This window comes from Thalassospira sp. CH_XMU1448-2, from assembly GCF_037027285.1.
Taxonomy (GTDB): domain Bacteria; phylum Pseudomonadota; class Alphaproteobacteria; order Rhodospirillales; family Thalassospiraceae; genus Thalassospira; species Thalassospira profundimaris_C.
The window spans coordinates 1387107-1408628 of the sequence record NZ_JAYMEA010000001.1 but is presented as its reverse complement, the minus strand read 5'-3'; the positions used below and the strand labels follow the sequence as shown (position 1 = coordinate 1408628).

Here is a 21522-nt window from a genome sequence, read left to right as displayed (position 1 = left end):
ATCTCTCTTTATCGTGCTTTATATAGGTTTGCCGACAAAACGCAAAAGACCGCAGCGTCATGCTGCGGCCTTTGAATGCTGATCAAAGAAAGATCAGAAGCGATAGCGAAGCGTTGCAAGGATCGAACGCTCTTCACCGTAGTAACAGTTATCCGACCACTGTGTGATCAGGCACGAGGCCACATATTCCTCATCAAGCAGGTTGTTTACATTGATGCGCAGGTCCGTGTTATCAAAGCCAACCTTGGCCATGTCGTAATTCAGTGCCAGATCAAAAATGGTATAATCGGGCACCGTAATCGTATTGGATTCATTGCCCGCCATCTCCCCGACGAAGCGTGCACCTGCCCCGATGCTCAGCCCATCAAGAGCGCCCGAATGGAACCCGTAATCGCCCCAGATCGATGCCATATGTTCGGGAACCTGCATCGGACGTTTGCCGTCCTTGGTATCGCCCGGCGCATCATAGGCCGCGTCAGTATAAGTATAGGATGCGATCACACTGAGGTTTTCATTCAAATTTGCCCGCGCTTCAAGTTCGAGCCCCTGACTTTCGATCTCGCCAAGCGGATCATAGGCAAAGGTCGACGCGTTATAGATCGCGACATTATCCTGTTCGAGATAGAAGGCCGCGGCACTCAGCATAAGATTGCCGTTTTCGGGCTGATATTTCACACCCGCCTCATACTGAGTTCCCTCGGAAGGCTCAATCGGGTTGCCCGCAACATCTGAAGACAGGCTCGGATTAAAGGATTCCGAGTAACTGACATAGGGTGCGACACCATTGTCGAACAGATACAATATACCGGCCCGCTTGGTAAGTTTCTGGCGATCTTCGCCGGTTTTCTTGTTGGTCAGGCGATCAAGTTTTTTAGTTTCCACCCAATCCTGTCGCAATCCCAATGAAAGGCGCCAGTTTTCGTAGGAAAACTGATCTTCAAGATACAAACCCACCTGTTCAAGCGTTCTCACATTGCTTGTCGTTGGTGCACCAAGTGTAACCCCGGGGTTTCCATAAGTCGGTGAAAACGGATTGATGTTCGAAGCAGACGGAAACTGCCAGCTATTTTCGGTCCGACGGTGCTGATAATCAAAGCCCATCAACACAGTATGATCTATATCCGACGTTGCGAAATCGGCTTGCAGCTGGTTGTCTACGGCATATGCGCGCATGGTTTCATCACCACCGCCATAGGAACGCTTCAGTTCGTCTGTCGAACCAACCCAGCCGGTCTGGTAGATCTGGTCAATATGGACGTCAGCATCGAGAAAACGAAAGTTCTGTCGCGCTGTAAAGGTCTCGTCGAAATCGTGTTCGAATTGATAGCCGACCATATTCTGCGTTCTTTCGAAGGCCTCCAGCGATGGATCGCCATCAAAGAACCCGGTCGAGATATATTTGCCATTTCGCGGAAACAGGGTGCCTTCTGATGGCACGCCGTTATGGGTTCCTCCTTCCGGATCTTTTTGCAAATAAGCCATCAGGGTGACGCGCGTATCATCGGTGAAGTTCGCCGTCAAAGACGGGGAAATTGCATAGCGTTCTTCTTCTGCACCTTCAAACTGGGTATCAGCAGCATCGGCCTTACCAACCAGGCGATAGGCCAGTTTACCTGCTTCATCAAGCGGTCCTGTCAGGTCAAACCCGACACCACGCTGATTGCGGTTGCCATAGGAAAGTTCGACTTCACCCTGTTGTTCGAATTGGGGCTTCTTGCTTGAAAGTGCGACAAGCCCACCCGGGGAGCTCCGCCCATAAAGAACCGATGCCGGGCCTTTGACAACATCGGCACGCTCAACGAAATAGGGGTCGACCTGCATCGAACTATAGGTCGAGTCATCACTCATGGTCTTAAGACCATCAAGGTAAATGTTGTCAATCGACCGGTCGACCAAGCCGCGCAAGATCACGTAATCGTAGCGGTTCGACGCGCCGACCTGCCCGGTAAAGGCACCGGGGGTATAACGCATCGCCTGCATGATGGTTTGTGCCCCCTGATCTTCCATCTGATCACGTGTCACCACAGTAATGCTTTGCGACGTTTCAAGGATGGGGGTCGCCGTTTTGGTTGCAGCCAACGACTTCGTGGCAATGTAACCCGGTACCGGGCCGTCGGCCTTTTCGTCAACACTGTTTGCTTCAACACGGACAGCATCGGTGACATTTTCACCGCTTGTGGCAAGCTGTTCAATGGTGATCGTTCCACCATCCGTGTAGCGCCAGGTATATCCGCTTCCGCTTAAGAGCGTTCCAAGGGCGGCATCGACCGTCATCTCGCCCTTAAGCCCGGACACCTTCACATCCCCCAGCCCGTCCGAGGGAAACATAAGCTTCAAATTCGCCTGATCGGCAAATGTTGTTAGCGCCCGGTCAAGGTCTTGGCCCGGAATGTCGAGAAGAACCACATTTGACTGGGCGATTTCGGCACCGATTATTTCGGTTGTGCCGATTTCGGCAGCATTGCCCGATAGCGGACAAGCTAGAGCAATCCCTGAAATAACGGTGGTCGCCGCAAGACGTCGCATCCAGTCATTTCGTCCAACACCCCCTGAAATCACAGTCCGTTGGCCGCATGCCACAAGCTTCATCACATTCGTTGAATTCATCATAAGGCCTTTTTGGTTCAATTCCCCTATTGCGAATGATATTAAGAACCGAAATCATTCGCTTTACCTTGTGACGATTTCACCTGACGTGATTTGCACCCCCTTTTTCATTTTTTTGAAATTCTTTGAAAATAGCCCGAAACACGGTCCGAAATCGCACGACCGGGGCTAATAGATGACGGTCAAAAGCGGCAAGCGAACAAGCTTGGCACCCGTTGTCTGCTCCAGAGAATTAAGCAGCTCATCAAGCTCGGCGGTTTCAAAAACGCCGGTAACCCTGAGATTACGCAAAGCATCACGTGCAATAACGATGCGTTCGGATTTGTATCGCTGGACCTCGTCAATCACATCACCAAGCGGACGGTTATTGAAGATCAGCTTTCCGCGTTGCCAGCTGCCATAGGCCGCAAGATCAGCATCCTCGACCAGTTTCGGGACTGTGCCATCCTGATAATAGGCTTGCTCACCGGCATTTAACCGAACAGAGCTGCCCGACTGGTTGCTGACCTCAACCACGCCTTCCTGAACGGTGACACCAACGCAATCATCTTCGATCCGGACCCCATAAACAGTTCCAACCGCCATCGAAGCCCCATCCCGTGCTGTGACAATAAAGGGATGGCTGGCGTCCTTGGCGACATCGAAAATGACCTCGCCTGCGGCAAGGTTCACCTGTCGGATATCGCCGGAGAAATCGATGGAGAAGGCCGATGATGTATTCAGATGGGCAACCGTGCCATCCGGCAATGTTATGGTTCTGGAAACCCCGATAGCGGTGCTGTAATCCGCATTCCAGCGTGCCCATAAATCCTGCCCTTGAAGACTACCAATGATGGTCAGGGCAAGCACTGCACAAAGCGAACCGGCCATAACGCCCCAGCGTTTTGGCACAAACGACATATGCCCTGTCATTGGCCGTTTGCGTCGCGTTGCCGGTCGACTGACGGATGTGGATGCCAATGTCAGTGAAGCCATCGCCAGATCGTGGTCGAGCCCGGACCAGTTTCGGGCCACCTCGGTCTCGTCAACCGCTCCGAAAAGCAATTCAGCTTCCCGGACGGCACGGGCATGATCGTTGCTTTGGGCACGCCAATGTTCAAATGCCTGGCGTTCCACATCCGAAGCATCGCCGGATTGCAGACGCACCAGCCACTCGATGGCCTGATCGCTCAACGCGATCATGTCATCGTCATAGCCTTTCAGCACAGACTGCTGATCTGCGGTTGCACCCGACGTCAAATGCCCACTCCCCGATCAAAATCCGTTCCCGTTCCCGACAAACGGTAATCTCTGTTTATAAGACGAACCAGCCAGGCGAATGATGCCATCAAAACTGACATTATTTTTCATCCCCGGCCAAAAGCGCGTCACGACAATGACGCAAGGCGCGGCCAATATATTTCGCGACCATACTGTTTGAAACACCAAGTTTGTCGGCAATCTCGGTGTGAGACATCCCTTCGACCCGAAACATCAGGAGTGCCGCACGCGCGTTATCGGGTAATTCTTTCAAGGCCCGGTCCAGCAGCATGATCTGTTCGCGCGACAGGTAAATCTTTTCCGGCCCAGGTTTGGGATCACTGATTTCCAGCGCCCCCTCGTCCCCGTCATGAAGCGCAGAAAGACGTCTGTCACTTCTGATCTGGTCAATCGCAAGATTGCCCGCCACCCGGTAAATATAAGCCCGCGGGTTATCAATCTCGTCATCGGTGTCGGGCGTTTTGGCAAGACGCAAATAGGTGTCCTGCACGACATCGGCCGCGCGCTGGGAATCACCATTCAGCTTCCGGGTCAGAAACCGCAAAAGCTGTTCATAGTTTTCCTGAAAACTTGCAATGAGGACAGATGCGCTTTGACGCGCCATCGTCATTCCCAACCAAACCAGTGTCACAAAGCAGGCCCCCTGCCATCTCCCTGACTTAGCAGGATCAATTGAAAATGACAATGAGAATAATTATCATTAACTAATGATGTGAAATAGCCATACCCAAAGAAAAAGGCTGCCCGAACAAGGCAGCCTTTCAAATTCATATGTTAACCGTTGTCCTGACGGGCCTAACCACGGCCGCGATAGGGCGCCACACCCTGCTCAGGGATCCAGACGCCTTCGGGGGCCGGGCCGGTCTGATAAAACACATCAATCGGAATGCCGCCGCGCGGATACCAGTAACCGCCAATGCGCAGCCATTTCGGATCAAGTGTTTCAACAATGCGCTTGCCAACCTTGATGGTGCAATCTTCGTGAAACGACCCATGGTTACGGAACGAAGTCAGAAACAGCTTCAGCGATTTGCTTTCTACGAGCCAGTCACCCGGCACATAGTCAATCACGAGATGGGCAAAGTCTGGCTGACCGGTGATCGGGCAAAGCGACGTGAATTCCGGTGCGACAAAGCGCACACAATAATCTGTTCCGGCTTGCGGGTTCTGAACCCGTTCAAGAACGGCTTCGTCCGGGCTGGCAGGCTGTTTGGTGTCGCCACCCAGCATGGTCAGATTGTCGTATATGGTCTGATCGGCCATGGAATTAATCCTCGATAATTGGCACGGGATCGATATCCCCGCCTTCCTGTCCAGCATGGAAATCACGTGCGAACGCGTCCATCCGGCCTTCGGCAATGGCTTCGCGCATGCCGCGCATCAAATCCTGATAATAGGCAAGGTTGTGCCAGGTCAGCAGCACCGCACCCAGAATTTCACCCGCCTTGATCAGGTGATGCAGATAGGCACGCGAATATTTCGTACAAGCCGGGCAGTTGCACTGATCATCAAGCGGGCGATCATCATCACGATGACGACCGTTCTTAAGGTTCAGGGTACCGCGATGGGTAAAGGCCTGTGCATTACGGCCCGAACGGGTCGGAAGAACACAATCAAACTGATCAATCCCGCGCATCACCGCACCAACCAGATCAGACGGCTTGCCAACCCCCATCAGGTAGCGCGGCTTGTTGGCCGGTAACATATCGACACAGAAATCAAGCGTATCAAACATGATCTGCTGGCCTTCGCCCACGGCAAGCCCGCCAACCGAATGGCCCGGAAGATCAAGTTCAGCCAGCTTTTCAGAACTTTCACGGCGCAGGTTTTCAAAAACGCTGCCCTGCTGAATGCCATAAAGCGCATAGCCTTCGCGCTCGACAAAGGCGTCCTTTGACCGTTTGGCCCAGCGCATCGACATGCGCATGCTGTCAGTCGCCTGCTGTTCAGTTGCCGGGAACGGGGTGCATTCGTCAAAGGCCATGGTGATGGTCGAACCCAGAAGATGCTGGATTTCCATCGACCGTTCCGGCGTCAGGTTGAACTTGCGACCGTCGATATGGCTTTTGAAGGTCACGCCTTCTTCGGTGATCTTGCGAAGCTTGGCCAGCGACATGACCTGATACCCACCGCTATCGGTCAGGATCGGCTTGTCCCAGTTCATGAATTTGTGCAAGCCACCAAGACGCGCAATGCGTTCCGCACCGGGACGCAGCATCAGGTGATAAGTATTGCCCAGAAGAATTTGCGCGCCCGTATCAGCGACATTTTCCGGCAGCATGCCCTTTACAGTGGCAGCAGTTCCAACCGGCATGAAAGTCGGCGTATCAATGACGCCGTGCGCGGTGTGGATGCGCCCCAAACGGGCCTTGCCATCCTGGGCAAGCAATTCGTAGCGAAATTCGGTCATGACAGATTATGTCCGTGCATCAATTTTACTGGCGCATTCAAGCAGGCTGCAATCGCCATAAGAATAAAAACGGTATTCGTTCTCGATCGCGTGGTTATAGGCCGCCTTCATCCGGTCAAACCCGGCAAAGGCCGAAACCAGCATAAACAGGGTCGAACGCGGCAAATGGAAGTTGGTCAAAAGCATATCCACCGCCCGGAACTTGTAACCCGGCGTGATAAAGATGTCGGTTTCCGCTTCGAACGGTTCAACCACGCCGTCTTCACGTGCCGCACTTTCAAGCAAACGAAGTGACGTTGTCCCGACCGCAACAACACGTCCACCATTGGCGCGCGTCTCGTTGACCAGATCAGCAATTTCCCTGCTGATGGATCCCCATTCGGCATGCATCTTGTGGTCTTCTGTATCGTCAACCTTGACCGGAAGGAACGTCCCCGCCCCGACATGCAGCGTAATGGTGCGACGGTTAACCCCGCGCGCATCCAGATTTGCCAGAAGTTCCGGGGTAAAATGCAGACCCGCCGTCGGGGCCGCCACCGCGCCGTCCTTTTGGGCAAAGATGGTCTGATAATCGGACTTGTCCTGATCATCGCCACCGGTCTCGCGACGGATATAGGGTGGCAGCGGCATCACACCGTATTTCTCAAGGGCCGCGATCAGATCGGCACCCGACCGGTTGAATTTCAGCGTAACCTCGCCGCCATCCTTCTTATCAAGAACCTCGGCCTCGAATTCGTCATTGACCTTGAAGGTTTCACCGATCCGAAGCTTTTTGGCAGGCTTTGCGAATGCAACCCAGGTTCCCAAGCCTTCCTGCTTGTGCAGGGTCACTTCGACCTTGGCATCACCGCGTTTGCCAAACAAACGTGCCGGGATAACGCGCGTGTCATTGGAAATCAGCAAATCGCCCGGACGCAGAATATCGGGCAGCTCGCGCACGATACGGTCATGCATGCCATCGGCAGACAGATCAAGCATACGCGCAGCGTCACGCGGGTTTGCCGGATGTTCTGCAATGCGTTCGCGTGGCAATTCGAAATCGAACAGATCGACTTTCATGGATCGGGGTAATTCCGGATTATGGGACAAACAATTGAAGGGGCGTTTTATGCGCCCCTTCGTTTAAAATCACAAGGTATTGCGCGACATATCAGCCCTGTGCCGGTTCCGCATTCAGGCGCGGTGTCACCACAGCCATCAACAGACGGAACGGCGCAAGACAGGTCAGCGCCATGATGACCTTGGCGGTAAAATCACCCAGCGCCCAGGTGTCCCACGGAAGACCGGTACCGGCAAACGCGATCGAGAAGAACAAGGCGGTATCCACCGCCGAACCGATCCCCGATGACACCAGCGGTGCTTTCCACCAGGTTGCCTGACGCAGCTTGTCAAAGATCGTCACATCAAGCATCTGGGCAATCAGGAAGGCCGAACCCGACGCAATGGCAATGCGCGTGTCTGCAAAGATAAGCGACAACACAACTGCCAGTGCAAAGCCCGCCAGCACGACAATGCGCGCAGCCCCCGCACCGCGTGCGCGGTTGGTCAGATCGGTCACAAGGAAGGCTACCGGATAGGTGAAGGCACCATAGGTCAGCCAATCCGCCAGAACACCCGGCAGCGGGTATTCAACAAGAATGTTCGACGCGACAACAGTCACCGCCATGGCGAGAACACCGAAAATGATCGCTTTCATCGTCTTGTCCTTCAACAAGGTGAACCCACGCATAACAAATCTCGCGGCCCACCTTACTGGGCGACGATCAGGACCGGGTTCTTTTCAACTTTGGTTGCCGGGTGTTTACGCCCAAGCCCCAAGAGGGTCAAGGAAAAACGGCGATCAGGGAAACCCTGATCGCCGCTGCAGATCGCTGCAAGTCGCCCCGGGGAAAGTGGGACGCCGTGCCGCGAAACTTTATTCTTTTGCGATTACAGCATGATACCACGAATGGTGAAGAACAGTAGCGCGCCAAGGAAGGCACCAGCCGGAACCGTCACCACCCACGCTGTCGCAATCGTCACCGCATAGCGGCGACGCACCAGAAGACGCTTGCGCATTTTCTGTTCTGCTTTTTCAGCTTCGTTCGGATCAATCTGGCGCAAGGCTTCAAGATGTTCGTCCGCCTGCAGGTCGTCGGGCTTGTCAACCAGCATTGGCGATGCGACCTGACGACGACGATGCGACAGGCTTTCACGCAGGAAGCCGACACCAAACACCGCGCCAACCGCAATATGGGTCGAACTGACCGGAAGGCCGAGTGCCGAGGCCACAATCACTGTCAGTGCTGCCGACAGAGCCACCGTATAGGCACGGATCGGATCAAGCTTGGTAATCTTTGATCCAACCGTCTTGATCAGTTTAGGACCAAACAGGATCAGACCAGCCGAAATACCAATTGCGCCGATAACCATAACCCAGATCGGAATGGGGGCCGATGTCACGATCTGACCGCTATCGACACCCGACACAATGGCCGCCAGTGGACCGATTGCGTTCGCAACATCGTTCGAACCATGGGCAAAGGAAAGAAGGGCTGCCGAAACCACCAGCGGAATTCGGAACAGCGATGCGATTTCCTTGCGGCGCCCTGTCATGGTTGCCGATGCACGATGAACCGCCTTGCGCACCGGGAGGACCGTAATGAAGAAGGCCGCAATACCGATAGCAATCACAACCGATGTATCTGCTTTCCAGAGTTTCTTGACCCCCTTCATCATCAGATACATCGAGAAGGCCGAGACCATAACACCAACCAGGATCGGCACCCATTTGCGGGCAGCAGCAACACGGTCTTCTGTATAGATGATACGGAATTTGATAAAGGCCAGGAAACCAGCGGCGATCAAACCGCCAAGTACCGGGGAAATCACCCAGCTGGCAGCAATCGTCCCCATGGTCGGCCAGTTCACAGCATCAATGCCGACGGCTGCCATACCGGCCCCCATAACACCGCCGACGATGGAATGGGTGGTCGATACCGGCGCACCAAGCCAGGTCGCAAGGTTCAGCCAAAGTGCTGCGGCCAGAAGGGCGGCCATCATTGCCCAGACAAAGGTCTGCGCATCAGGCATCTGGTTTGGATCAATGATCCCGTTCTTGATCGTTCCAACGACATCGCCACCGGCGATGATCGCGCCGGCGGCTTCGAACACAGCCGCAATCAAAAGGGCGCCAACCATGGTTAGCGCCTTGGAACCGACCGCCGGACCAACATTGTTGGCAACGTCGTTGGCACCGATATTCAGCGCCATGTAACCGCCGATCACAGCAGCCGCGATCAGGAAGCCACTTTGCGGCAAGCCACCCATGTGAAAGGCGACAAACGCGCTACAGGCAATCAGGAAGACAATGGCAAGACCAAGCTTTGCGCTGATCGAGGCAGTGGCCCCCATCCCCGCATCCATGCGCTTTTGCCACTTGAGGTCCTTATCCAGAGCAGTTTTTTTAACCGACATAATCAACCGTTACCATCAAAGGGAATCGACGCGCGGATCATGTCGAAGCCGGACCCGTTTGTTAAGGTTTTTTTGCCGTTATATTACGATGACCTGTCAAGCATCTGAGGTTAAACGAAAAACGGCCCCACATGTCGGGGCCGTTCTCGCTGACTTTAGCCCGTCAGGGGATTACCGACCAAACTGGTTCAAAAGACCTTTCAAGAGCCCTTTTGCCGCATCTTCGGCCGATCCGCTGCCTGAACCCGAACCACCGCTGCTTGATCCGCTTCCGCCAAGCGCCTTGTCGAGAATGTTATCAAGAACCTTCACCGCGATCTTGTCCATGCGACCGGTGATCACAGGATCATCGATCTTGCCTTTGGCATAGACGCTAAAGGGCGGCAGTTCTTCGATCTTTTTGGAGAAATCGAAATCAGCAGTGGTGTCCATCACCCATTTCGGCAGATCAAGTGTTGCATCGGCATCCGCCGTCCCGACCCGCGAAAGGGCTTCGACGCGGGTGGTCTTGGCAATACCGTTGGTGATGGCAATATCGCCTTCAAGCGACTGCAGAAGATCATTATTGCCGACCCCTTCAACCACCATGGCTTGTGGCCCCTGACGCAACAGAGCTTCAATATTCAGCTTCGGATCACTTGACCGCTTGCTTGCATTGCTAAACCGGACTTCAGTCAGGACCAGATTGGCCGTGCCATTCAGCGCAGAAACCAGACGACGTGAAGTATTGCCCGATGCCTTGACATCGAATTTAAGGTTCGCACCGCCAATGACAGTGTCATTGGCAACCTTGATCGGTGTCAGCTTTTCAATCCGCGCCTTGTCAAGGCCGCCCTTAAGGGCAAGTTGCGGAACATCACTGTTACGGGCATCGAACGTCCCATCAATACCAAGATCACCATCCCCCAGAAGCCCCTTAAGGTTCGAGATGGTCAAAAGCCCCTGCACAAGGTTTGCCTTAAGGTCCGGCTTCACAAGGCTGTAGGCGTCAAAATCAAGCTGATCAAGGGCGATGGCGATATCCGCATCAATCGACCGCAGGGCCGATACGTCAATAATCGTATCATCCCATGGTGTCCCGTCACGCGCATCGACATTGGTCACCTTCATGCCCGAGGGCAGATTAAAGGCAGCCTTGCGCGGCCCGCTACCCGCGCCGGGCATCAGGCTTGCGCGTTTTTCGGCAGGCAGGAACGGGTCAACCACAAGGCTTCCGCCCGAAAGTGCGACCGAAAGTTTCGGCTGTGCCTGTGATGCGTCAAATGTGACCTTGCCCGCTGTTTCAAACGCGCCAACCACAAGCTTCAGACCATCAAGGACGATATTCTGTGCATTGCCCTTGACCGCACTTGAAACGGCAAACCGCCCCAGATTGCCCGACGGTGTATATGTCGGCGCAACAAGATCAAGTGCGCGGTTCAGGCTTGACGCCTGAATGGCAAGTTTGCCGTCCAATCCGGGATTTCCACCCAGCATCTGCGAAACAACACCATCAAGGGCGACCTGCATCAACGGATTGGAGACATCAAGTTTAAGGGACGGCACGGTAACCGGACCATTCAGACCAAGATTTGCCTGAATGCTTTTATAGCTGCTTGCCGGTGCCGGAAGCGTAATCCCGGTCAGCTTTGCAAAGGGCTCAAGCGTCTTGGCTGTTACCCGAACAGACAACCCGTCAAAGGCAGGAACATCTGCCGACCCGTTGAAGGTGCCCTTGGCAGACGCGGCAAGCCCGGCTGCATCAGAGACAGCAAGATTGGTCAGGGTAATGTCTCGGCCCTTGATGCTGCCATCAATCATGATGCCGCGCACGGCAACACCTGATGAGATAACTTCGTCAGCAGCAAGACGGTAGTTTGCCGCCAAACCGTCAAGCGGCGCCAGGGCATCCCTGATGACCTTGACCATGTCTTCCTTGACCGCAGAAGACTGCGCAGCGCTATCAGTCGACGCACCGCCTGCTGTGGCACCACCTGAAGCAGTATCTGACGACGTTGTTGCAGCGTTATCATTTGCCGGTGCGCTTGGCATATATTGATCAAGATTGATGCGATCAAGCTTCAACCCGATGCCGAGTGCCGGAAGCCCTTCCCCGCTCAGATTGGCGACCACCGCACCACGAATGGCGGTATCATCAATCCGCAGATCAAGATCAGAAATATTAAGCTGATCAGGCGTTCCCTTGATCCCGCCGGTCAGGGAGAACCGGCGCAGTCGATCGGCGCGTACGCCATCGACATCAACACCAAGCCAGCGAATCACAGCCCGGATATTTTCAGATGCAACTTCATAGCTTAATGCCGCCGACAATTCCGGCTTCTGACCGGAAATGCTGCCAAAGACGGCCAGATCCGTGCCCCCCGGAAGACCGGCGGACACCTCATTAAGCGTCACCTTGCTATCCGCAATCGCGGCATTGATACGCGCATTATGCACAGGCGTCTGGTTATAGATCAGGGTTTCGACTTCAAAGTCGATAGATGCCGTCAGGTCAGACGGAATGGCGGGCGCATTGGCTGCCTTGCCGTTATTCACCGAGCTTTGCGATGGAATGGATTGAGCTGCACCATTGGCACTCTTTGATCCATTCGTGCCTGTATCGGCCTTATCCGGGGAACCGGCAGCGGAACCGGATGCAGGTGCCGCCTTGCCGTCGCCCATATCAGCCAGAACAAGGATGCTATCAAGATCGAGCTGATTGAACCGCAATGCGACATCCGCGCGCATGCTCGGTTCCTGATCAATCGCAATCGCACCCGATCCACGGGTTTCACCAAAGCGGATCGACAAATCATTCAACGTGACGGATTTGGCATTGGCGGCAATATGCCCGCCAAGGTTAAAGGGCTTGGCGGCGATATCGGGGATATCCGCACCTTCACCTGCAACGCGCAGTGCTGCCTGACGGAGATCGTCGAAATTACCATCAATCTGGCCATCAAATCCCGGATTATCCGAGGACAGATCAACCCGACCACCAACCGTAATACCGCCATCTACCTTGTCGATGCCAAGTTTCAGGCTGACCGGGAAAGGTGCAACCTGACTGATCTGACCAACATTAAAGCCGAATGTCAGCGGGATACCGCGATAGAAAACATACCCTTCACCCTCAAGCGGACCATTCAGGCTGTCTGCCGATACACCAATGGTCAGGCCTTCGATACGTTCTTCCGAACCCGGAGCACGATAGATGATGGTCGCGTTTTCGATCTCAAGCCGGTCGATCTTGATCGTGCTGGCGATATCGCTGCCTGCGGCATCGTCAGATCCGCTTGCCGGGTTATCGGCACCTGTCTGTGATTGTTCTGGCGTCTGCGTTCCACTTTCGGGCATCGTAATCGTGCCTGCATCCGGCCCGGAACGTGCGGCTTGTCCCGGATCGAAGACCAGATTGTTGCTGCCATCTTCGAATGTCTCGATCGCGATTACAGGGTCGATCAGACTGACTTCCTTGATCTGAACATTGCCCGTCAGAAGCGGCATCAGGGCAACCGACACACGCACCTCTTCGATTGACACCATGTCGGCGTCCTGGGCACCAGGCAGATTGCCAAGGCTGACCTGGCTTGCCGAAAGCGACGGCGACGGGATCAGCGACATGGACAGATCGCCCTCAAGAACAAGCTCCCGCCCCGTGGCATCGCGCACGGCTTGGCTGATCTGTGCCTTGTAGCCATTCCAGTCAATCAGGGAAGGAATGATCAGCAGTGCTGCGACAAGCACCACAACTAATGCACCGATTACGGCAAGGATCTTTTTCAACAGTCAGGCTCCGCTCGCTCACAAGGTCATTCTGCACGTCGCAGTGACCTTCAATGATTTGATTTTAAGTCCAAAAGCATAGGGCTCGTGACAGCTCTCGCAACAGAAAATGGCAACAGAATGTTGCATTCTTCACAGTTCGTCATTTGCACCTGAATATAATGACTTGCCTGCCATGGAGGTGCACCTTCGGTATCCCGTCTGTTTCATGTGAGAGGCCAAAGGTTCGGCATCAAGCGACAATTTAAAATTTCGAGATTTTAATAAGTAAAAACAACTCCGTAATTAACGGAAAGAACAGCCCAATTCAGATTGATGCGCATGGATTGCTTCCGGATATGGCGGGCAAAGCCAACAGGACGCTAGAAATCCCTGATTAAAATGATACATTTTACAAAACAACAAATTCAATCCTGACTTTCATTTCTGCCGAAAGTTTGGCGCGCTTCAAGGCGACAGGGAGGATAAAATGGCCGAGACAATAATCGAAACCCCGGAAAACACGGTCGAACCAAGCCTGCATGGCATCACCATCCGCACCATCACAACAGACCAGTCCGGCTCCTGGTTGCAGGCCGGATGGCGCGACTTCAAGCAAACACCGGCCATTGGCCTGACCTATGGTGCTTTTTGCGTTATTGCCGGATGGCTTGTTGTGCTGAGTATCTTTCAAACCGGCCAACCCTATCTGACTTTGCCACTGGCCGCCGGGTTCATGCTGCTGGCCCCGCTGGTTGCGGTTGGTCTGTATGAAACCAGCCGGCGGCTTGAGATGGGTGAAAATGTCACCATCTGGCACAGTCTGAACGGTTTCCGACGCAATCCCGGTCAGATCGGGGCCATCGGCGTTGTCCTGATGCTGTTCTTTCTGGCCTGGACGCGTATTGCGATGCTGCTTTTTGCGTTGTTTTACAACGGCACGATGCCGTCACTTGATGTCCTGATCTGGGAAACATTCTTTTCACGTGATGCCATGACCTTCCTGATCACTGGCAGCATCCTTGGCGGGGCACTGGCATTCATTGTCTTTGCCATATCGGTTGTCTCGATCCCGCTTCTGGTGGATCGCGACGTTGATGTGATCAGTGCCGTGATTATCAGCGTAAATGCGTTTCGCAAGAACTGGAAAGTTCTGGTCGGCTGGGCTGCTGTGATTGCCATTCTGGCTGCATGCGGCATGGTTGTCCTGATGTTCGGACTGGCCGTTATCATGCCACTTCTGGGCTATTCAAGCTGGCATGCCTATCGCGGAATCGTCGATACCAGCCAGTCTGACGTTCCCCGTCTGCGTCGTCAGGTACCATGACCGCCAGCCACAGCGATAAGGAACACAAACGCCGCCCCGACCGGGCGGCGTTTTCATGTCCGCCGTTCGATCACATTCTGTCATTCGTCGTATTGTTGGAACAATCCGTGCGACGGAGTGTTTAGTCATCACCCGCTGTTGTGTGATGTCATGGAACCAAATAGAGTTCTGGCAATCCCGCCACAAATTGTCCAAATTCTGTCGTCAACAGTGAGCCTGCAAACCCTATTCCTGCAACCATCTGCGTTCATGAGATAAGTTAACCATGTATCAGGCTCCGGCAGTGCGTCATGTTGTCGCCCTTTCAACCTCTCTGATTGCCTTTATGGCCGGAATGGGTGTTGCATATGCACAAACCAATACCGCCGATGGTCCACAATCAACCCGCACACCTGACCAGAAATGGGGGGTATCCCTATCCGTCGAGAACGATCTGTTTACGCCAAGCAATAGTGATCAGCATTATACAAACGGCGTGCGCCTTGCCTTTGTGTCACCAGAAGACAGCGCCCCGGCTGCGTTTCTGAATGTCGCCAAACAGATTCCGTTTTTTGCATCCGACGGACGCATCCGCACCAGCTATTCGCTGGGACAAACCATGTATACCCCTGATGACATTACGATTGCGGAAAACCAGCCCAACGACCGCCCCTGGGCCGGAATGCTGTATGGCACCGCCGGACTTTTGTCCGATACCGGACTTCGTAGCGATGATGGCGAAAGCAACTATTCGCGGATCGACACACTGGAACTAACACTGGGTGTCGTCGGACCCGCATCCCTTGCCGATAAAACCCAGGACTTTGTCCACAAGGTCATTGACAGTCCCCGCCCCAAAGGCTGGGACAACCAGATCAAAAACGAGCCGATTATCGGCCTGACCTATGAACGGAAATATCGCAGCTGGTTTGAAGCAGACATTGCCGGGATCGAATTTGATGCGACCCCGCATGGCGCCGTCACCCTTGGCAACGCCTTTACCAATGCGGAACTTGGGACCATGTTCCGCATGGGTTTTGACCTTCCTGCCGATTATGGGCCGCCACGCATTCGACCAAGTCTTCCGGGGTCTGATTTCTTTGTTCCGGACACCGAAGGGTTCCCGATAAGTGGCTATCTTTTTGCCGGGTTTGCCGGGCGCTATGTGCTGCGCGATATCACCCTTGATGGCAATACTTTTGCCGATAGCGCATGGGTCGACAAGGAACCGCTGGTCGGCGATCTTCAGATCGGTTTTGCGGTCATTGTAGGTCAGGCGCGCCTGACCTACACCCATGTCTATCGTACCCCGGAATTCACCGCCCAAAGTGGTGCGGACCAGTTCGGGTCGCTGTCCCTGTCATTTCGCTTTTAACAAAAAACGGGGCCATCGGGCCCCGTTTTGTAACGCATTTCAAATTGTATGATGATTTAAAGACCCGGAATCAACTTACCGGGATTCATCAGACCTTTCGGATCGATTGCCGCCTTGATGGCACGCATCAGCGCAATCGTATCCTCGCCATGTTCGGTCACCATGAAATCAAGCTTGCCATAGCCGATACCATGTTCACCCGTGCAGGTACCACCAAGTTTCAGGGCACGTTCGACCATGCGCCTATGCAGACGGTTGGCTTCTTCCATTTGTGCCGGATCTTCGGGATCAAGCAGGATCAGGGTGTGGAAATTGCCATCCCCGACATGACCAATGATGGTGCAGGTCAGCGGGCTCGCATCACAATCGGCACGGGTTTCTGAAATGGCCTCGGCCAGTCTTGAAATCGGCACACAGACATCGGTCGGCATGCCAGCCTTGCCCGGCTCCAGCTGCAGCGATGCATAATAGGCCTTGTGACGCGCAGCCCAAAGCTTGTTACGATCTTCCTGACGGGTGGCCCACTGGAATTCCTCGGCACCATATTCTTCTGCAACCGACTGCACAAACTCGGCTTGTTCCTTGACCCCGGCCTCGGTGCCATGGAATTCAAAGAACAGTGTCGGTGCTTCCTTATGGTCCAGCTTCGAATAGTTATTGACCGCGCGCACCTGCAATTCATCAAGGAACTCGATACGTGCAACCGGAATACCGGCCTGAATGGTCAGGATCACCGTATCAACGGCCGCATCGACTGTCGGGAAGGCACAGACGGCCGCCGACATGGCTTCGGGAATGCCATAAAGCTTCAGACCGATCTCGGTAATCACACCAAGCGTGCCTTCTGAACCGACAAACAACCGCGTCAGGTCATAACCCGCCGACGACTTGCGTGCACGGTTGGCCGTCTTGATGATCTTGCCGTCCGGGGTCACCACTGTCAGACTCAGGACGTTTTCACGCATGGTACCATAACGCACTGCATTGGTTCCCGACGCGCGGGTCGCTGTCATGCCCCCGATTGAAGCATTGGCACCCGGATCAATCGGGAAGAACAAACCCGTGTCACGCAAATGCTCGTTAAGCTGTTCACGGGTCACACCGGCCTGAACCCGGCAATCAAGATCGGCTTCGTTAACCTCGATGATCGCATCCATACGCGAAAGATCAATGCAAATACCACCACGCAGGGCTGCAACATGGCCTTCAAGTGATGAACCGGTACCAAACGGCACAATCGGAACTTCATGTGCTGCACACAGCTTGACGACTTCTGCAACTTCTTCGGTCGAGGTTGCAAAAACAACCGCATCAGGTGGAGACGCCTCATGCCAGCTTTCATCCTTGCCATGCTGTTCGAGTACGGCAGCCGCCGTTGAAAGACGATCCCCCAGCATTTCGCGCAACGTGCTGATCAGGCTTTCGGGGGTTTCGATGCGTTCATATTTGCGATCTGACATGATGTTATTCTTTGGCCTTTAGTTCCTGGTGACAGTCGGAAAACCGGTTTGTCTTATGCGGGGCGCAAGCCAGTGACCCGCGACAAGGGGTTACTACCTTACGCCGGGATCCCCAAAATTGGTATTACCTTTTGCGCATTCCTGCAATTTTGACATTTTTTCCCCTCAGGGGTTGAGCCCTGAGGACAATCCAATATTTTGGAAGATCGAAATGAATTCAGCGATCTAGCATCCGATACCCTCAGGAGAACGCCATGGTTCGGCAATTTGCCACGTGGACATACAAACAGCCACTTGTTCTCATGGTCCTGTCGGTCGGCCTGTGGATGCTGTATCCCCCGGTCGTCAACCATCTTGTTGACCAGATCGGAATGTTTCAGGTCGCCGCAATGGCGCACAGCTTTGCTGCTGTTTCGACCCTGATATTTGCGTTCATTGTCTTTCGCCGTCAAATAGCACATCTGGGCAGGGTTTTACTTTCCCGTGCCCGTTTCCGTCTGCTTGCCCTGCCCACGCTGACTTCCGGACTGATGATTTGTCTTAATCATCTTCTGTTGTACGGGGCTTTGAAATCGTCGTCTGATTTTGACGTGGTTGCCATTCTGGTTTTTGAAACCTGGCCAATCCTGTTTCTGTATATCGATACGGCCTACCGGAACAAGACCGGCAAGATCACGGTAAATGACTATATTTTCTCGGGCGCGGCGTTCGCTGGGTTTGTCCTTCTGACCGCACCGAATATGGACTTTGCCGACTGGATCCTGCTTGAAGGCGAAATGTTCAAGACCATTGGCCTTGCCTTCCTTGGCGGCATCGCAATGGCGACCAACTGCCTGTTTCGCATGAAATGTATGGATGGCTGGAAACAGGTTTCTGACGAAGAAAATCTTGCCCTAAGTAACTTCAAAAAGGGTCTGTTGACTGAGACCTTTGCCAGAAGCCTTGCTGCACCACTGTTCCTTGTTGCCCTGTTTGTCAGTGAACCGCAGCTTGTCGATGTCGATCTGTTCAATATGTTCCAGATTGCCTGTGTTGGCATCTTCATTCTTGCCATTGGCAGCCTGCTTTATGACCTGTCGGTGTTTCAGGCGGAAAATGCATCGGTCGGCATTCTTTGGTACCTGATGCCGATCGGATCGGTCATTATTCTGGCGCTTGTTGATAGCCGCCTGCTGACCCAGTACGAGGCAGTCGCCTCTGTGCTGATTGTTTCATCGAATATTTTCCTGGCTCTTAAATATCCGCTGAAGTCGTCGCTGCTGTTCCTGTTTATTGCTATCTGCCTGATCGGGATCTGGCTTCTGGTCGTTCCTGTGGCAACCATCGACAATTACTACGACCTGCTTGCTGTATCGACTGTCTTCTTTGTTCTGCTTGCAACCTTTGCGCTTGAACGATCCACATCCCTCAACCGCGAACGCGAGGACCTTTTGGGGGATTTCCGCCAGAAGCTGATGGCGATTTGCGAACAGAGCGAACACAAAGTGGCTCGACTGAGCCATTTCAGCCTGCTGCGCGAATACAGCCTGATCCATCTTCATACATTCTTGCGCGCCTTTGACGATGTTCGGGTATTGGGGAAAACGCAGGAACATACAGAAACACTAAAGTCTTCCATTCTTCCGGCCTATTCCAAATCCGATGAAAACCGTGAACAGGTACTTGAGCTGTTTCGGATCGGCGACAAGATGCTCACCCTTGAAAGTGACCGGATCACACCGGGCGAATATGTGATCCTGATTTTGCTGGGTGCGACCAACGTTCTGTTTTCGCTGATCTTCCGGCCCGAAACATTATCGGCATCGCTGTTTGCAATGATCGTCGCTACATCAATGATCTATCTTTTGCTGATCATCCATGACCGCGACAAATACACGCAAATCCGGCGGGATCATGCCCTGCAATGCAGGAGTATCCTGCAATATATCGACAAACTCGCAGGTGAACCCGCCGACAGGGCCGACAAAGCTCCCGATACCAAGCCAGATATTTCGCAACAGATTATCAACACACTGAAATCAAAATCCTTCGACATTGATACCGGCCCGGCAATCTACTGGGTCTTTGCGGTGTTTTCATTTCTGGTTGGCGGATTTGGCTACGGGTTCCTCTATCAATCCTTTGAAAAGAACCCGATGCCCGAAACGTCACCGCTTGCCATTCTGGGCACACAGGGACGCAGCGAAATTGATATCGCCCTGCTTGACTGGCCCTCGGCTGAGATCAAGGCACATATCCTGGCCAATATCATCGAAGAATATATTCATCGGTCAGCAAACCTGATCAGCAGCGCAAATGATCAGGCTTTCCGCGAAATGAGTGACTCTGACGGTCGCATCGACATCCATCCGGAAATCTGGGTTCAGAACAATCCGAGGCTGATCCGTCGATATGTCCGGGCATTTGGCACCGTCAAACTCAGCACCAACCGGGTCGAAGGGAAACAGGGGTTGTGCTATGCGGGATTTGATAATGCTGCGGTCGGGCCTCTAACCATCAAGGACCTGAAAAATCCCGCTATATCTGGACAGTTTGACATGTCCGGTGATGGCAAAGGCGATATCTGGGTCGGAGATGAAGGATGGGCATCATCGGAAATTGAACGTGAACGGCTTGGCGCGTATGGCCTGAACGAACTCTATGATTTCAGGGAATTTGATTACCAGATCCTGAGCACACTGGTGCAACGCAATGCTCTGACCAAACGTCCATCCCTGTTCTTCTGCTATTACCCCGACACGATTTTCACCCGTGCCGACGTTACCTTCATCAGATCCGACAGTCATGATCCCGAAATATGGCAACAGATCATGAATGGTGATCAGACGTCATTGAACCGGGCAGGCACAAGCTGGCCTGACACAGACATTCGTCTTGCCTATCGTCAGGCGCTGGCAAACGATCTTCCCGAGCTTTCCAACTTGCTTGAGAATTTCGTGATCCCGAATGATGAACTGGTCGAACTTCTGTCCCAGCTTCGCGATGGCGCAACCGCCAGCGCCCTTGCCCGCCAGTGGGTCGATGCGAATGGCGACCTGATCCTTGAATGGTTGACCGGTTTCAACCTCAGAACCCCGGACAACCAGCAGGCCGGATAATGCAATTGCAGGCGGGGACGTCTTCGCGCCCCTGCCTGCTGTAATCGCGTCGCTTTATCCCTTGTTACGATCCTGTGGCAAAGCCGCTGCGATACGATCTGCAAGCCGCGAGAATGGCAAGCTTTGCAGCCATACTGTCCCCGGCCCTTCAAGGGTCGTGACAAAAAGCCCCTCACCACCAAACAGTGCGTTGGTAAAACCGCCCACAAACTTGATCGAATAATCGATGGACGGTGTCATGGCGACCAGTGCGCCGGTATCAACACGCAATGTCTGACCAGGTTGCAAATCCTTGCGAATGATCGTGCCACCCGCATGCATGAAGGCCATGCCATCCCCACGCAGACGCTGCAGAATAAAACCCTCGCCACCAAACAGACCCGCGCCAAGTTTCTTGGAAAAGGCGATATCAATATCAATTCCGGCTGCGGCACACAGAAACGCATCTTTCTGACAGATGATTTCCCCACCATGTTCGACAAGATCAAGTGGCACGACCTTGCCCGGATAAGGGGCGGCAAAGGCGACATGTCCCTTGCCGGATCCTTCATGAACAAAGCTTGTGATAAAGAACCCTTCGCCGGTCAGCATGCGCTTGAAACCGGAAAACAGGCCACCGCCCGTTCCGGTCTGCATGGCAATGCCATCGCCCATATACATCATGGCCCCTGCTTCGGCCCGGACCCCCTCGCCCGGATCAAGTTCGATCTCAACCAACTGCATTTCTTCGCCATGGATCGTATAGTCGATCACGTCTGCCATGCGGGCGTCTCCTGTTTCGAGTTTGATCTGGTTAATTGCGGCAA

General features: G+C 53.7%; 14 protein-coding genes. 3 read left to right on the top strand and 11 right to left on the bottom strand.

Features of this window, described 5'->3' with window-relative positions; all coding sequences use genetic code 11:
• Positions 1–93: 93 nt before the first annotated feature.
• The 9 genes from WA318_RS06290 to WA318_RS06250 form a co-directional block, all read right to left on the bottom strand.
• The gene (locus tag WA318_RS06290; protein ID WP_336080320.1) at positions 94–2526 is read right to left on the bottom strand and encodes a TonB-dependent siderophore receptor; all 2433 of its coding nucleotides are present in this window, start codon (positions 2524–2526) and stop codon (positions 94–96) included.
• Between the two features lie 249 nt (positions 2527–2775).
• Positions 2776–3846 carry a FecR family protein gene (locus WA318_RS06285; RefSeq protein WP_336080319.1) on the bottom strand — a complete coding sequence of 357 codons (1071 nt, stop codon included), beginning with the start codon at positions 3844–3846 and terminating at the stop codon, positions 2776–2778.
• Positions 3847–3946: 100 nt separating this feature from the next.
• Entirely contained in the window at positions 3947–4471 is a 525-nt protein-coding gene (locus WA318_RS06280) for an RNA polymerase sigma factor (RefSeq protein WP_336080318.1), read from the bottom strand.
• Positions 4472–4662: 191 nt separating this feature from the next.
• Complete coding sequence (gene queF, locus WA318_RS06275; RefSeq protein WP_008889637.1) at positions 4663–5130, bottom strand: preQ(1) synthase; 468 nt, start codon at positions 5128–5130, stop codon at positions 4663–4665.
• Positions 5131–5134: 4 nt separating this feature from the next.
• Entirely contained in the window at positions 5135–6277 is a 1143-nt protein-coding gene (gene tgt, locus WA318_RS06270; protein WP_336080317.1) for a tRNA guanosine(34) transglycosylase Tgt, read from the bottom strand.
• Between the two features lie 6 nt (positions 6278–6283).
• Positions 6284–7336 carry a tRNA preQ1(34) S-adenosylmethionine ribosyltransferase-isomerase QueA gene (gene queA / locus WA318_RS06265; protein ID WP_336080316.1) on the bottom strand — a complete coding sequence of 351 codons (1053 nt, stop codon included), beginning with the start codon at positions 7334–7336 and terminating at the stop codon, positions 6284–6286.
• A gap of 91 nt (positions 7337–7427) precedes the next feature.
• Positions 7428–7973 carry a VUT family protein gene (locus tag WA318_RS06260; protein WP_336080315.1) on the bottom strand — a complete coding sequence of 182 codons (546 nt, stop codon included), beginning with the start codon at positions 7971–7973 and terminating at the stop codon, positions 7428–7430.
• Between the two features lie 233 nt (positions 7974–8206).
• Positions 8207–9733 carry an inorganic phosphate transporter gene (locus WA318_RS06255; RefSeq protein WP_114099534.1) on the bottom strand — a complete coding sequence of 509 codons (1527 nt, stop codon included), beginning with the start codon at positions 9731–9733 and terminating at the stop codon, positions 8207–8209.
• A gap of 171 nt (positions 9734–9904) precedes the next feature.
• A complete protein-coding gene (locus WA318_RS06250; RefSeq protein ID WP_336080314.1) occupies positions 9905–13498 on the bottom strand; it encodes an AsmA family protein in 3594 nt (1197 codons plus the stop codon).
• Positions 13499–13967: 469 nt separating this feature from the next.
• Between WA318_RS06250 and WA318_RS06245 the strand changes: the two genes are divergently transcribed.
• Positions 13968–14804, top strand: a complete 837-nt coding sequence (locus WA318_RS06245; RefSeq protein WP_114099536.1) for a DUF2189 domain-containing protein — start codon at positions 13968–13970, stop codon at positions 14802–14804.
• Positions 14805–15069: 265 nt separating this feature from the next.
• Complete coding sequence (locus WA318_RS06240) at positions 15070–16158, top strand: lipid A deacylase LpxR family protein (protein WP_336080313.1); 1089 nt, start codon at positions 15070–15072, stop codon at positions 16156–16158.
• 56 nt (positions 16159–16214) lie between these two features.
• Here WA318_RS06240 and WA318_RS06235 read toward each other — a convergent pair whose 3' ends face one another.
• Positions 16215–17618, bottom strand: coding sequence for an FAD-linked oxidase C-terminal domain-containing protein (locus tag WA318_RS06235; RefSeq protein ID WP_114099538.1), 1404 nt, complete (start codon positions 17616–17618; stop codon positions 16215–16217).
• A 254-nt stretch (positions 17619–17872) separates the two neighbouring features.
• On the opposite strand from WA318_RS06235, the gene WA318_RS06230 reads away from it, so the two are divergent.
• Complete coding sequence (locus tag WA318_RS06230) at positions 17873–20716, top strand: glycine betaine ABC transporter substrate-binding protein (RefSeq protein ID WP_336080312.1); 2844 nt, start codon at positions 17873–17875, stop codon at positions 20714–20716.
• Positions 20717–20770: 54 nt separating this feature from the next.
• Here WA318_RS06230 and WA318_RS06225 read toward each other — a convergent pair whose 3' ends face one another.
• A complete protein-coding gene (locus WA318_RS06225; protein WP_114099540.1) occupies positions 20771–21478 on the bottom strand; it encodes a TIGR00266 family protein in 708 nt (235 codons plus the stop codon).
• Positions 21479–21522: the final 44 nt, after the last annotated feature.

Coding starts and splice junctions, on each gene's coding strand:
- WA318_RS06235 (WP_114099538.1), bottom strand. CDS start 17,618: ATGTCAGATCGCAAATATGAACGCATCGAAACCCCCGAAAGCCTGATC.
- WA318_RS06230 (WP_336080312.1), top strand. CDS start 17,873: ATGGTTCGGCAATTTGCCACGTGGACATACAAACAGCCACTTGTTCTC.
- queF (WP_008889637.1), bottom strand. CDS start 5,130: ATGGCCGATCAGACCATATACGACAATCTGACCATGCTGGGTGGCGAC.
- WA318_RS06260 (WP_336080315.1), bottom strand. CDS start 7,973: ATGAAAGCGATCATTTTCGGTGTTCTCGCCATGGCGGTGACTGTTGTC.
- WA318_RS06290 (WP_336080320.1), bottom strand. CDS start 2,526: ATGCGACGTCTTGCGGCGACCACCGTTATTTCAGGGATTGCTCTAGCT.
- tgt (WP_336080317.1), bottom strand. CDS start 6,277: ATGACCGAATTTCGCTACGAATTGCTTGCCCAGGATGGCAAGGCCCGT.
- queA (WP_336080316.1), bottom strand. CDS start 7,336: ATGAAAGTCGATCTGTTCGATTTCGAATTGCCACGCGAACGCATTGCA.
- WA318_RS06225 (WP_114099540.1), bottom strand. CDS start 21,478: ATGGCAGACGTGATCGACTATACGATCCATGGCGAAGAAATGCAGTTG.
- WA318_RS06280 (WP_336080318.1), bottom strand. CDS start 4,471: ATGGCGCGTCAAAGCGCATCTGTCCTCATTGCAAGTTTTCAGGAAAAC.
- WA318_RS06240 (WP_336080313.1), top strand. CDS start 15,070: ATGTATCAGGCTCCGGCAGTGCGTCATGTTGTCGCCCTTTCAACCTCT.
- WA318_RS06255 (WP_114099534.1), bottom strand. CDS start 9,733: ATGTCGGTTAAAAAAACTGCTCTGGATAAGGACCTCAAGTGGCAAAAG.
- WA318_RS06245 (WP_114099536.1), top strand. CDS start 13,968: ATGGCCGAGACAATAATCGAAACCCCGGAAAACACGGTCGAACCAAGC.